13 protein-coding genes are annotated in these 13,059 nt (G+C 43.7%); 3 read left to right on the top strand and 10 right to left on the bottom strand.

The window, feature by feature from the left end; genetic code table 11:
• Positions 1-366: 366 nt before the first annotated feature.
• The 7 genes from BMY80_RS07045 to BMY80_RS12100 form a co-directional block, all read right to left on the bottom strand.
• Positions 367-894: a nitroreductase gene (locus tag BMY80_RS07045; RefSeq protein WP_093142303.1), complete on the bottom strand. Its 528-nt coding sequence runs from the start codon at positions 892-894 to the stop codon at positions 367-369.
• A gap of 145 nt (positions 895-1,039) precedes the next feature.
• Positions 1,040-1,123 (bottom strand): Fic family protein, encoded by an 84-nt coding sequence (locus tag BMY80_RS12805; RefSeq protein WP_425441295.1) that lies wholly within the window; start codon positions 1,121-1,123, stop codon positions 1,040-1,042.
• 339 nt (positions 1,124-1,462) lie between these two features.
• Entirely contained in the window at positions 1,463-1,786 is a 324-nt protein-coding gene (locus BMY80_RS12420) for a hypothetical protein (protein WP_218140335.1), read from the bottom strand.
• Between the two features lie 258 nt (positions 1,787-2,044).
• Positions 2,045-3,331, bottom strand: coding sequence for an AAA family ATPase (locus BMY80_RS07035; RefSeq protein WP_093142302.1), 1,287 nt, complete (start codon positions 3,329-3,331; stop codon positions 2,045-2,047).
• A gap of 402 nt (positions 3,332-3,733) precedes the next feature.
• Positions 3,734-4,420 (bottom strand): aquaporin Z, encoded by a 687-nt coding sequence (gene aqpZ, locus BMY80_RS07030; RefSeq protein ID WP_093142299.1) that lies wholly within the window; start codon positions 4,418-4,420, stop codon positions 3,734-3,736.
• 181 nt (positions 4,421-4,601) lie between these two features.
• Positions 4,602-5,168: a hypothetical protein gene (locus tag BMY80_RS07025; RefSeq protein WP_177178522.1), complete on the bottom strand. Its 567-nt coding sequence runs from the start codon at positions 5,166-5,168 to the stop codon at positions 4,602-4,604.
• Positions 5,169-5,217: 49 nt separating this feature from the next.
• A complete protein-coding gene (locus BMY80_RS12100; RefSeq protein WP_143066482.1) occupies positions 5,218-5,469 on the bottom strand; it encodes a hypothetical protein in 252 nt (83 codons plus the stop codon).
• Between the two features lie 484 nt (positions 5,470-5,953).
• Between BMY80_RS12100 and BMY80_RS07015 the strand changes: the two genes are divergently transcribed.
• The 3 genes from BMY80_RS07015 (at position 5,954) to BMY80_RS07005 (ending at position 8,478) form a co-directional block, all read left to right on the top strand.
• Positions 5,954-7,147: a class I SAM-dependent rRNA methyltransferase gene (locus tag BMY80_RS07015; protein WP_093142308.1), complete on the top strand. Its 1,194-nt coding sequence runs from the start codon at positions 5,954-5,956 to the stop codon at positions 7,145-7,147.
• 68 nt (positions 7,148-7,215) lie between these two features.
• A complete protein-coding gene (locus BMY80_RS07010; protein WP_031580419.1) occupies positions 7,216-7,866 on the top strand; it encodes an MBL fold metallo-hydrolase in 651 nt (216 codons plus the stop codon).
• Positions 7,867-8,121: 255 nt separating this feature from the next.
• Positions 8,122-8,478: a hypothetical protein gene (locus tag BMY80_RS07005; RefSeq protein ID WP_093142294.1), complete on the top strand. Its 357-nt coding sequence runs from the start codon at positions 8,122-8,124 to the stop codon at positions 8,476-8,478.
• Positions 8,479-8,870: 392 nt separating this feature from the next.
• Here BMY80_RS07005 and nagA read toward each other — a convergent pair whose 3' ends face one another.
• From nagA to BMY80_RS06990, 3 genes are all read right to left on the bottom strand, one after another.
• Positions 8,871-9,911: an N-acetylglucosamine-6-phosphate deacetylase gene (nagA, locus tag BMY80_RS07000; RefSeq protein ID WP_093142292.1), complete on the bottom strand. Its 1,041-nt coding sequence runs from the start codon at positions 9,909-9,911 to the stop codon at positions 8,871-8,873.
• Between the two features lie 142 nt (positions 9,912-10,053).
• Positions 10,054-12,072 carry a type IV pilus assembly protein FimV gene (locus tag BMY80_RS06995; RefSeq protein ID WP_093142289.1) on the bottom strand — a complete coding sequence of 673 codons (2,019 nt, stop codon included), beginning with the start codon at positions 12,070-12,072 and terminating at the stop codon, positions 10,054-10,056.
• A 432-nt stretch (positions 12,073-12,504) separates the two neighbouring features.
• Positions 12,505-13,059: hypothetical protein (locus BMY80_RS06990; RefSeq protein ID WP_177178521.1), on the bottom strand; the 555-nt coding region annotated here is incomplete at its 5' end.

Below are 13,059 nucleotides of genomic sequence, written 5' to 3'. Positions count from 1 at the left end.
TGGCAAACTGAGTTTATCTGTGTATCATACGTCTGAAGGGGCATAAAGTATCTCTATTTGTTTTAGTTTGGTCACTTAATACTAGAATACTTTTGCCCCTTCTTCAATATCTACATTCCCAACAATTCCGAGAAGAACCAAAATTTTTTGACCATTGGAATGATCAATTATATACATCATGAAATTCTCCAATCCTGTTATTGTTAAATTTTCATATATGAACGTCCTGCCAATGTTAAGTCTCTTATTTATTTAACATAACTGGATTAATATCTGTTTTAATTTTTGTAATTGTGAGCTGTATATATATAATATTTATTTTTATAATTACATTACGATGCATTCAGCATGCTGCAGGATTAAAAGCTACTCCACAAAGAAAAGACGGTTTGCTTTTCTTTCCGGGGCGGGAGGCAGTTCTCCGTCAATATATCCAACAGCACAGTGACCTATCCCGACATACTCTTCAGACACTCCGAGCTCCTTTAAGAGAGCTCTGAATTCAGGCATTTCAAATTCTTCTCTGGCTCTGTGAATCCAGCAGCTGCCAAGTCCCAGAGAGTGAGCGGCCAGCATCATGTTGCCCATGACCAGACTGCCGTCATACACGTGATTGGCATTTTCCTTAAGTCCCAGAACTATCAGCACGGCCGGAGCCCCGTAAAACGGATCGAAATCCTCTTTCCATCCTCCGATACTGCAGTTGACAGAAGACAGTCTGTCGCGGAGGTTCTTCTCCGTGACAGCCACAATAACCGTTGCCTGCTTTCCTCTCGAACTTGCGGCATAAAGACCGGCCTCGGCAATCTGAGACACAAGATCATGAGGCACAGGATCGCTTTTGAAACTACGGATACTTCTTCTTTCTTTTATGGCTTTAATGATTTCGTTCACTTTATTATCCTTTAATAACATCAGTTTCCAAATTTAAAAAAAAGTAACGGGATACGTTACGGACAGTACTGAGTTCTTTAAAAAGAACTCTGAAGTACTTGATTGCTATCTTGGCAGGTTACATAATCGGTCACCACCGATCAAGTTATTGTTTGAGTTTATATTTTTGATTTCTGCTTTCAGGTTTATCCGGTACTGTCATTTCTACAACAAATCCCCGGCTGTTCACTGATGTCAGCCGGCCAATTTGTTATTTTGTCCGTCATATGAAACGAGGAAGACACTTAACTCTTAGCACGATAAAATTATTATAATTAGATTCTAACAACTTTTTAAGGTCGCCTGCAGAATCAAACGGCACAATTGTAAAGTCCGCATTTATAACATTGAAGCCGTCTTCTTCCCGGGAGGATTGTCCGGACCGTCGGTAAACATTATACCATCGATATAGTACGGTACGGATGCTTCTCCATCAATTATCTTACAGTGGTTACACAACGTTAAGGAAAATCTTTTAATTGCATGAGATACACGGTAAACGAAAAATTTATTTACGAAACCAATAATTTTACATATTTACACCCGGGGCCTTATACAATGGCGATAACTGATCTTTAACAGCTAATGATATTTTTTCAATATTAAGTATATTAATCATTCCATTACTTTTCATGCCTTTGTAATAGACTTTGTTGGCCTTTCTATATAAACGCTGTAATTTGTCATAACCATTGCTACCCGTTATTTTTTCATTTTTATTTAATTTCAAAAATGACATAATATTGTCAGAATCATATAAAAACCAATCCTCAATTGATTTTTGAGCTCTAACTAAAATCACAGAATGCGCACCAGCAGAGAGCAAATCTTTTTTGACATCGTTCCAGATCACGGGTGTTTTTTGTTCTAATTCGAATACGTCGGTATCACTGCATAGTACTACGGTATATTCACAACTCTTTCCGTGCTTACGAATTATTTCCTTTTCAAATTTTCTTCGTGCAATATTCTTAAATCCACCGACTCCACAGACATTCCTGCATTCTATTTTCGTATCAAATTTTTTGTTTTCAAGCTTATCTCTGGCAAAAGTAATTACAGCCTTAAGAATTCCATTTCTGTTTCACCTTCAACAAACAGTACAAGGCATTTATTCTTCACAGCCAAACTCCAAATAATCTTTTATGCAACCATCGGTATCAGAAAGAAGTGAGAACAAGTAATCTCCCATACTCATATTAAATTGGCTTGCATCTTTTTTAAGCATCTTTTGACCACTGCTCTTAAATGAAAAGAATTCAGCCACCCCGGGTGTTTTATTCATACCAACATGTATCCAGGCAGGATCTAAATAGCTAACGATATAAGGTGAATGACTGGTAATAATAACTTTACATTCATCCAGCAATTGATAAATAATTCTAATGTATGCTTGAAAAAGTCCTGGATGAACAGAATTTTCAGGTTCCTCAATGGCTATCAGAGACACATTGCTTAAGCTGGAGACTATTATTTTCGTAAGAATAATAAATACTCTCTTTGCACCATCAGACATGGACGCAAAATTTATTGAACCTGATAAATTACAATCCTTAACCAACAAAACATAAATAAATTTAGAAAAAACAAAAGGAACATCATCTGGAATTGGTTTATCCATCGTTCCATCTATGGGAATTTGCTTAACGATTACATCATCAATATCCGGAAACAATTGAGTATAGACATCTTTAAGCAGATTAAATTTGCTTGAATATTTAGTTTTTAGATTATAAATAATGCGTGGCAGATTTTCTGCATTTATCATCTCATTTTCCAGCCCCTTCCTTATGATAGGATCAGGCTGATAAAAAGCTTTTGCGTCAAGATTATTTTCCATATAAATCTTCATGTTATTTAGTTTTCTTATAATCTCGAAATAATATAAATCATCAAAAGCTTTTAACTTATTAGCAACGAGCTCAGTTGGTTCCACATTGATTTTTGATGCGCATCTGCCTGTTTCAGAACTTCTGTATAACGCGCCAATATCCGAACGACTGATAAGTTGTGTAAATTTCTGACCTTTACTATTCAATTTAACTTTCAGATACTCGCCAACAATTTTGGGTTCTTTGTCGACAGAATCTTTCCAATTAAATTCAAATCCATACTTAACAAGATACTCCTGAGAATCAATTTCAGTTGAAATTTCCATCTCATATTTAAAGTTACGCCCCAGCATAGCCGAATTCATGGGAACAAGACTTGAATTCGCCATCATGAGTTGCTTTTCTTCTACGCTTGATTTAATAAAACTTATCCCAAAGTCAATTGCGGATAAAACATTAGACTTTCCAAAATTATTAAGCGCAACAAGCGCAGTAATGTTATTAAATCTAATTTTTATATTCGACAGATTCTTAAATCCGTCGATTTCAACTGCTTGAATTTTCATATAAACCAATCCTTACATCAGACATATCCATATAATATATTACCATTTTGAATAACGAAACAGAACTTTGCTTTTATATATTTAAAATGATTAACACATACACATTAGTTATATCATACGCAAATTTTTTTATCATTTTTGGACAAAACTAAAATTTATCATTCACTCTGAACTTTCTCACTTCAGACAGTCTGATGAAAATATAACAGCAAGGAACAGGTTCTAATGCATACCTGACCGGATTTCATCAGGAACATTCCTTTTGATGAATATCTTAAAAACAGAAAACCCCCGAAGTTTTGTTCAACTTTCGGGGGTCACTCTACTGCGAGGTTTTTTTGTATCTGAAATGTTTTCCCTTTAAAACAGAAGGGAAAACCGGATTACCTTCTTTCAGAAAAATCAGTTCTTTGATTCAAGAAGATATCTGTATACCAGACCGCCGAGAACACCGCCGATGACTGGGAATACAATGAAGAACCATACCTGCTCAAGAGCCCATGGTTCGGCAAAAAGAGCAACGGCAATACTTCTTGCAGGATTTACAGAAGTGTTGGTTACTGGAATTGAAATCAGGTGAATCAGAGTAAGACCCAAACCGATGGCGACTGGAGCAAAACCTACAGGAACTCTCTTGTCGGTAGCACCGTGGATGATGATAAGGAAGAAGGCAGTTAACAGAACTTCTGTAACGGCACAGGCAAGGAAGCTGTAGTGTTCAGGAGAATGTTCACCGTAGCCGTTTGAAGCGAAACCGCCTACAACGGCACCGTCAACGCCCTTGAAAATCAGATAGAGACATGCAGCTGCAGCAATACCGCCCAGCACCTGAGAAACAATGTACTGAACAGCCTGACCGAACTTGAAACGACCGCCCGCAACCAGACCGAGAGTAACTGCAGGGTTGAAATGACCGCCGCTGATGTGACCTACGGCATAGGCCATGGTCAGAACGGTTAAACCGAAGGCAAGAGAAACACCGACGTAACCTACGCCGACCTTTTCAAGACCACATGCAAACAAAGCGGTACCGCATCCGCCGAATACCAGCCAGAAAGTACCGAAAAATTCAGCAAAATATTTTTTCATAATCATTTTCCTTATAAATTTTTTTTGTAATAAGGATTGTATTTAAAAAAAACATTTGTGAGACAATTCAGTACTTCAGAATGAACAAAAAAGTGACAATAATCAAATTTTAAACTTAAAAGCCCTTACAAACATACATGTAAGAGCTTTTTGTTGGACAACGTGTTTTACACACTAACTTTTAACGACAATGCATTCCTCCGCCGCCATGGCCGCCGGGTCCCGGATTAAAGCCGGAACCGCCCGGATGATGACCTCCGGGACCATGGTTACCGCCTGGGCCGCCCGGATGATGACCTCCTGGACCGTGGTTACCGCCTGGGCCGCCCGGATGATGACCTCCTGGACCGTGGTTACCGCCGGGATGATGACCTCCTGGACCGTGGTTACCGCCGGGATGATGTCCCCCCGGACCGTGGTTACCGCCGGGATGATGTCCACCCGGACCGTGGTTACCGCCGGGACCGCCCGGATGATGCCCGCCGGGACCGCCCGGATGGTGTCCCGGTCTTTCATGCAGGCCGGGGCCGTGATGATGAGGCGGAGGAGGAGGCGGAGCTATATATACGGGAGGATTAGGCACATAAACATCATGATAGATGACCGTATTACCCGGAGTATAATAACTTTCCTCATAATATACCGTTTCAGATGTTTCATAGCCATAGCCGTATCCATCATCGACAAGTACACATCCTGTGGCCAGAAGCACTGACAGAGTAGCTGAAGCAACAGACAGTATTTTCATTTTCGCCTCCGTTTTCTGCTAACCGATGATACCAATACCCTGTTCGGCGTTATCTTCTTGAAACATGGTTACCATTATGATTATGATTATGATTATGGTTATCATTATGGTGATGGTCAGGATGATGCGGATGATCAGGGTGATCCGGATGATGCGGATGGTCCGGATGATCCGGGTGATGGTGGTGATGAATCTCATTACCGTAATCATCGTAATAGTAGTCAGGTGAAACCACGCATCCTGAAAGTGACAGACAGAGCACTGCAGCCACTGCCATGAGAGATACACTTAAACTTTTCATAATATTAATCCTCTTTTATTTTTTTAATCTGCTTATCTGTAGCTAAGACGGTTCTGTTAAACATACAGGTCATAAAGGATGATGACCGGATGTCCGTCTGCACTCCGATTCAGTACCCTCCTCTGTTAAGGAGGTCAGATATGCTGAATCTGATGGGCGTACCCATTAAAAACGCCGGTCAGCTTATCTCTACTTATTATTGTACTCAAAGAACACATATGTTTGTGTTTCAATTTGTTACAAATTGTAAGTATTTATATGCCGAATGGTGACAAAAAGCCGAAAAAACCAGGATTCATCACAAAATTCACCTCATTCAGTATGCATTCTGACTGCTTTTATCATGAAAATCTCCGTAAAAAACACAGACCGGCGGCATTTTTTAGTACGTTATCCATTATTTATAGCGAAAAAACACTGCTCATTATAAAATACGGCTATTAATACGTAATTCATGATTATCACAGTTAAGAGCAGCAGAAACATGACTTCACAGCTTATTCTTCACGAAGGTAGAGAAAAATCTCTTAAAAGACGCCATCCATGGATTTTTTCCAAAGCGGTAAAGGAAATCAGAAACGCCCCGCAGAACGGTGCAGACATTGAAATTCTGTCATCTGACGGCACCTATCTCGCCACGGGGTCATATTCACCAAACTCACAGATAAGAGCCCGCGTGTGGACCTTTGACAGAGAACAGTCCGTAGACCACTCCTTCTTTGTTGCAAGAATCTCTGAAGCCGCAAAGGCGAGAGAGCTCATGCTGAAGGAAACCGGAATGTCCGCCTGCAGACTGGTTGACGCGGAATCCGACGGTCTTCCTGGACTTATTATCGACCGCTACAACAGCTTTCTGGTTCTTGAAGTACTGAGTGCCGGTGCTGAATATCATCTTAAGGATATCGTCAGTGCCCTGAGAGAACTCTATCCGGAATACAGCATATACGAAAGATCCGACGTTGACGTCAGATCAAAGGAAGGTCTGGAACCGCGCAAGGGCGTCATCCACGGCGAAGAACCGCCTGAAGAGCTAGCCATTACCGAAAACGGCGGCATGCAGATTCTGGTGAACATTCCTGAAGGTCACAAAACAGGCTACTATCTTGACCAGCGTGACAACCGTGCGGCCCTGGCCAAATACTGCTGCGGCAAATCAGTTCTCAACTGCTTCTCATACACCGGCGGTTTTTCCTTATACGCCTTAAAGGGCAGAGCCAGAAGCGTAGCCAATGTGGATGTATCCCAGAGAGCACTGGACATAGCCAAAAAGAATATCGTACTCAATCATCTTGATCCGGGCAGAGTAAAATTCATCCGTGAAGACGTATTCAGTTTTCTGCGCAAGGAAAAGAAGCTCGGACACACCTACGACGTGATTGTTCTCGATCCGCCCAAGTTTGCCGAAAGCAGGTCGCAGCTTGAAAAGGCGTGCCGCGGCTACAAGGACATCAACATGATTGCCGCCTCAATTCTGAATCCGGGCGGATATCTGATGACCTACTCCTGCTCCGGTCACATGTCTCCGGATCTGTTCCAGAAAGTCGTGGCTGACGCCCTTCTGGATGCAGGACGGGAAGGACAGATTGTGGAATTTCTGACTCAGGCAAGCGACCATCCGGTTGCCCTGCCTTATCCGGAAGCTCTCTACCTTAAAGGACTGGTGGTAAGAGTCAGATAGCACCTCACACACGGCCGGAAATGATTTTCGGCTGTTTATTCAGATAACAGTAACATCAGGAGGATCAGATGTTAACCTACATTACCATTCCGGTTGGAGCCTTTCAGGAAAACTGCCGATTCCTTATAAATCAGGAAAACGGCAGCACCGTGATCTGCGATCCCGGTGATAACGCCAGAGAACTCTACCGGCTTACTGAGAAGTATCATCTTAAGGTTAAGGCGATTATTCTGACACACGGTCACCTAGATCACTGCGGCGGGGCCATGGAACTTGCCCGGCTCCTTAATGTGGAAATCCTCGGACCTCACAGGGATGATGAATACTGGCTGCACAATCTGGACATGCAGGCTTCAATGTTCGGACTTGAAAGCCGCCCTCCTCTTACTCCTCACCGTTATCTGGAAGACGGAGAAGTACTGGATATTCCGGATATCGGAGAAAAGATTCTGGTGCTTCACTGCCCGGGACATACTCCGGGACAGGTATGTTTCTACTTTAAGGAAAGCGGTATTCTGCTCTCCGGTGACGTGCTTTTTGCTGGTTCAGTAGGCAGATCGGATTTTCCTAAGGGAGATCCTGAACAGTTAATCAGTTCAATAAGGAACAAGCTGATGATCCTTCCTGACGAAACCAGGGTTCTTCCCGGCCACGGCGGAGAATCAACCATCGGTGAGGAAAAGAGGGAAAATCCGTACATAAACGGATATTTCGGCTAAGGCCTTATTTACATATGCCGTCTGATGCATGAAGAAAGACCGGATGCTCTCTGAAGGTTCATATTCCTGAAAACCGGAGATGCTTTTTCCTGAGCCGACAGTTTTTCTTCAGGTTCCGGTATCAGGCGGATGAAAAGACATCAGGACAGCAGAAGAACAGACTGTCTTCAGGAATACACAGCATTACAGACCTGTTAATCATGAGCCTGCAATGCGCCGGTGAAAAACAGTACGTTTAAAAACGGGATAACCAGCATGAAAACAAACACTGACAGATTATTTTTATCCTCTCTTATTCTTATCGGGACTCTGGTATACGGCATGTCCCCCTCTGATGCAACCGCCGGAGAATTCTCCGCTGAACAGATGAGGAAAATGGGAATATTCCTTTCAAATTTCACCGAATGCAACTACACAACCATATCCAGACGGGAATTTATAGATAAACCTGATGAAATGGTGAATTTCGCTCTGTGCCACAACTGGATCAATAACTTCAGAAGCTTTACGCTGAAAAATTCATGCGGAAAGGAAAAAACAGACGGAAACTACTTTGCGCATCTTGATCCGAAAAACGTTGAAAAGACGGTAAAAAAAATATCTCGATTATGATTTCAGCGCTCATCAGGGGCACGGCGACTATATTGTCTATGACGGATACACTTACTGTATTCCGGCAGCTGACGGAGAGCAGCATCCTGCCGTTAAGGTTGTCAGCGCAGACAGACAGGAGGACGGCACCATACTGGTAAAAGGCTCATCGTATTATCCTGACAGTGAAGAGGATGCAGATGACAACATCAATGTGAAAGCTGTCATTAAACCGTATGTATGGAACGGGAAGGACACCTGGTCTCTGGTATCCATGAATATGGAACCAAAGGCTTTTCCGGACTGATTAAAGTGATTTTCTGAAAAAACTGCAATCATTTTTCGATGATTAATGCCGTACGGTCTTAAACAGAACCGGGTTCAGAAAAATGTTTGGACCCGGTTTTTATCTGTTAAGCGCTGACGGTACCGACGAGACGATAATCGCCATCCAGAATATTGAGTGACTCAGGTACCGCTATGCCGAGGGCTCTTGCCGGAGCCACCGCAGCCGCAAAAACCGCATCGTCAACGGAAAAACCTGCATGAAGAATCAGGTTTCTGACGCCTTCTGCCATGGTAAGACGGGAACCGCCCAGAGTACCGCCGGCATCTATGCAGCCTTTTTCAGGATCGTTGAATATCTTTTTTTCCGCGAAAATGAATTCCTTAAAGACATGAGGATCAGTTCCGGCGGCTGCAAGGCAGTCCGTTACCAGCACAAATCTTTCCCCCAGCATTTTATGAGCCAGCCTTACGAGACCGTAATGAACATGGATGCCGTCACCGATAACGCCGCAGTATACGGAATCTGAATTAAGAATAGCCTCGGCGGCCTTCGGAGTTCGGCCGTTACCCGCCATGGTCATGGCATTGTAGAGATGAGTTCCCAGAGTGGCGCCGTTTGCGATAAAACGGCAGGCGGTATCATAATCTGCGGAAGTATGACCTAAAGACACCTTTATGCCCGCAGACGTCAGCAGGCGAAGATTATCCTCCGTTATGGCTTCAGGATCCAGAGTCACGTAGGCAACGGCATCGGCATGGGAAAGCAGAAGTTCGAGATCCCTTCCTTCAAGCTTTCTGATGTAAGACTCGTTATGAATCCCCTTTTTGGCCATGCTGATAAAAGGACCTTCTATATGAAGTCCGGGAACTGCCCCGGGATGACTGCGCATAAAGGCGGAAGTTTCCTCTAGAGAGCTTTTTAAACGTTCATAAGGGGATGTAATCAAGGTCGGCACGAACACCGCGCATCCGGAATCCTTAAGAGACCTGCTGATGTGTTCAAGCTTTTCCGCGGTAACACCGACGTCATGGTCCAGTGATATGCCGCCGTATCCGTTAACCTGAAGATCAATGAATGACGGACACACATAATAAGTATTTTCTGAACTGCGGTACTTATCAAGTTCAGATGAAGAACTGTCATTACAGTGAATAAACTTAAGCATTTTTAACCTTAATTCGGTTCAACGGCTCCGCCGGAAACGCAGAGCCTGGTAATACGCATAAAATCAAAAAACCGGCTTTTCCGTTCCGGCTTCATACAAAAGGTCAGATGCCGTCACGACATCTGACCCTGATAATTTCTGATTAATCCACCGTCTTCGGTTCAGGATTCTCAGTAGATTCAACTATATCATCACTGTGACTGGTTGAAGGCGGAATCTCGAGCTGCTCCTCTTCGGTAAATTCCATCGGTACCACCGGTTCGGATTCAATTTCAATAACCATGCTGGTAGGCTGATATTCTTCCTTTTCCGGAACACTCTCAGGAACCGCTTCAGGAGCTTCCGGTTTCGGAGCATCGACTTCAGTCTGTGCTGCCGAAGCCTCTTCCGCACCGGCCTTCCCCATCGCAAGAACGGAGCCCTTTCTGGCTTCGATTTCTTCCTGAATGGCCTTTTCCTTTTCTTCCCGGGCAATACGCTCGCCGATTTCCTGTTCGCGCTGTTCTGAAGCCTCCAGGAAGCTCTTTAAGGCAGAACGCAGCTTAACCTTCAGTTCCTGAATCTTTCTTACCAGAGGATTATCAATAATCATCCTGCCGTAAACTGAAGCTTCAATTTTCTCGCGAAGAGCTCTGTTGCTTCTAATCTTCGGAACAATCAGCACTCCGTACACGCCTGTCGCACCAAGAATCCCGAGAACCCACCACAGCCATGAACTGCCGCTTTCCTCCTTTTCACGGTTCAGCTGCTGTTCGCGTTCCTCACGGGCTTCAGCAGCACCTGAAATCTGGATTGACTGCATCTGGGCAATGTTGTCGAGTTTTGATGACAGACCTTCAAACTGTTCCTCCAGACGGGAAATCTTTTCAGTCTGACGAATCTTTTCGTCAAGAAGCGCCTGATTCACGTTCTGGGCTTCGGCAAGTTCCTTTCTCACCTTTTCAAGCTCGGCGGAACCTGCACCGTCGCCGCTCTGATTTCTTACGGTATGACCGGTGGAATCACGGGCATAGAGATCCCTGCCGTTGAAAACAATATTGGCACCGGACACCCTGCCGCCTGATGAAGATTCTGAGGCCGCCTTATCGTCATTTTCTTTGTTCTGCTTGAGAACAATTACCCTCTTGCCCTGCTCATTAAGAACAACCTTCTCTTCTTCCTTTTTAGGTTTGGCTTCTTCAGGATCCTGAATCATGAAATCATCACTGCCCAGATCCGCTTCGGTGTTTTCCATTTCCCATTCTTCACGGGCTTTTCTTTCAGCCGCCAGACGGGCTTCTTCAATTTCCCTGGCCTTCTTCTGTTCAGCCTCTTCCTTTTTGCGCTTTACGGCTTCGAGACAGGCAGTGTAATCATCCTGCTGTTTCTTTTCCAGCTGATCTCTTTTGGCCTTGTCTGATTTCTGTCTGGTTATTCTGGCTTCTTCCTCTTCCCACGGAAGTTTCAGAGGAGGAAGTGTGTATTCCTGCATCTTTCCTGAGGAAATACGGGACATGATGTCCCTGCCTACGCTGTCGGATTCGAGAGCGATACGCTCAACGGAAGGAATATCGAGCCTGCCGCCCACCTGAATATTACCTTTGTTGAAGGACTTCGGATTGGCACGCATAATGGCGGCGAGAAGCTGATTTGAGGTAACTGAAGCACCCTGAGGCATCAGAGATGTCACCAGTCTGCCTACGGTATCGCCTTTGACAATAGTATAGGTTGAAGATACGGCAGTCAGATCAATTCGCTGAATCTTCGGAGTATCAACGGTAACGTCAGGCAGAGGTTCAGGCTTTGAACAGCCGAGCCCCAGATCCCTGCTTTCTGATGATGATTCGCTGCCGGAAGTCTCCTGCTTTGCCGGAGTCTTTGCGGTTACTGACGTTCCTGCATCAGTTTCCCATTCATCGTCACCGCCGGATGTCTGAACACCGGTTCCCTGAGCAGTCTGCTTTGCAGTGTTCTTCTCTGAAGAACTGTTTTCTTTGTATGTGGAAGAACCGATAACAATCGAGTCATCATTACTTTTATCCTGCTGTGCTGACGGAGTATGGATTATCTCTACTTCATAGTTAACCACGTTATCCATCATGCTGTCATCAAATGCAAAAACAGCAGAACCGGTTGCACCTGCAACCAGACATACGGAAAATAAAACCTGCTTAATATACATCTGGGGTCCCTATATCCTTGAACCGTACAAGCCTATGAATAAAATCCACTCTTAACTTATCCTTGCATGCACCGGACAGGAATATAAAAATGTTCATTATTATTCTTCTAAATTCCGCAGGCCACAGACCTGCACACTAGCCTGAAATATACCATTAATCAGTGTTTTTTTATATTTATCGCTCCTTTTATGTGTCAAATATGAAACTTTACTCTCTAAATTTAAGTATATTGACGTTTTATTGAACAGCATAACAGTCATTCATCAGGTTCCTGACATATATGTAAACTGCCTGATTTCAGTCTTCGGCTCTTTGAATGAATCAGAAAAAAAACTCACAGACCGTAATACTTCCGCCGCAAATTTCACATAAAAAAGACCTCTGCAGAAGCAGAGGCCATACGGACACGTCTTTATCAGACCGTCATGAATTTATTTAGCCTGCAGGTAGGCTCTTCTCTCATCCAGAACCTTCTGAAGCTTCTGATTGTACTGAGACTCAAGTTCCTGACGTTCCTTTTCGGAGAGTTCTCCAGAAGGATTGAGTTTAGGAAGACGATCGACACTTATGACACCTTCACCTCTCATCAGAATGTCGAAATAGGTGCTGTCTTTTTCAAGAGCCATCTGTTCCTTTGTCGGGATAACCAGAGTCATTCCCTGGAACGGATATACCGGAGCCTTGTTACTGAACATCTTTGAGTTGCGTCTGTAAATGGCTACGGCAGCCTGATACTTGGAAATACCTGCTATTCTTGAAGCTGATTTGCTGCCGATATACTCAAGTCCCATACCGCTCTTAACCTTCAGAACTCCGTCAGATGCCCTCATATCCACCGCTTTTCTGTTTCCGGAAACAGAAACCTTTGCAGGCAGAGGGAAGAGCTTATCAAGTTCTTCAGAATAAAGATCCGCTTCAGTAATTTCCTTAACCTTTTCGGCTTCAGCCTTTACCTTGGCCTCGGCTTCCTGTTTTGCCTTTTCAGC

The sequence above is a fragment of the Ruminobacter amylophilus genome, from assembly GCF_900115655.1.
In the GTDB taxonomy this organism is placed as follows: domain Bacteria; phylum Pseudomonadota; class Gammaproteobacteria; order Enterobacterales; family Succinivibrionaceae; genus Ruminobacter; species Ruminobacter amylophilus.
The sequence above is the reverse complement of the archived record's forward strand: the minus strand, read 5'-3'. Positions and strand labels throughout refer to the sequence as shown.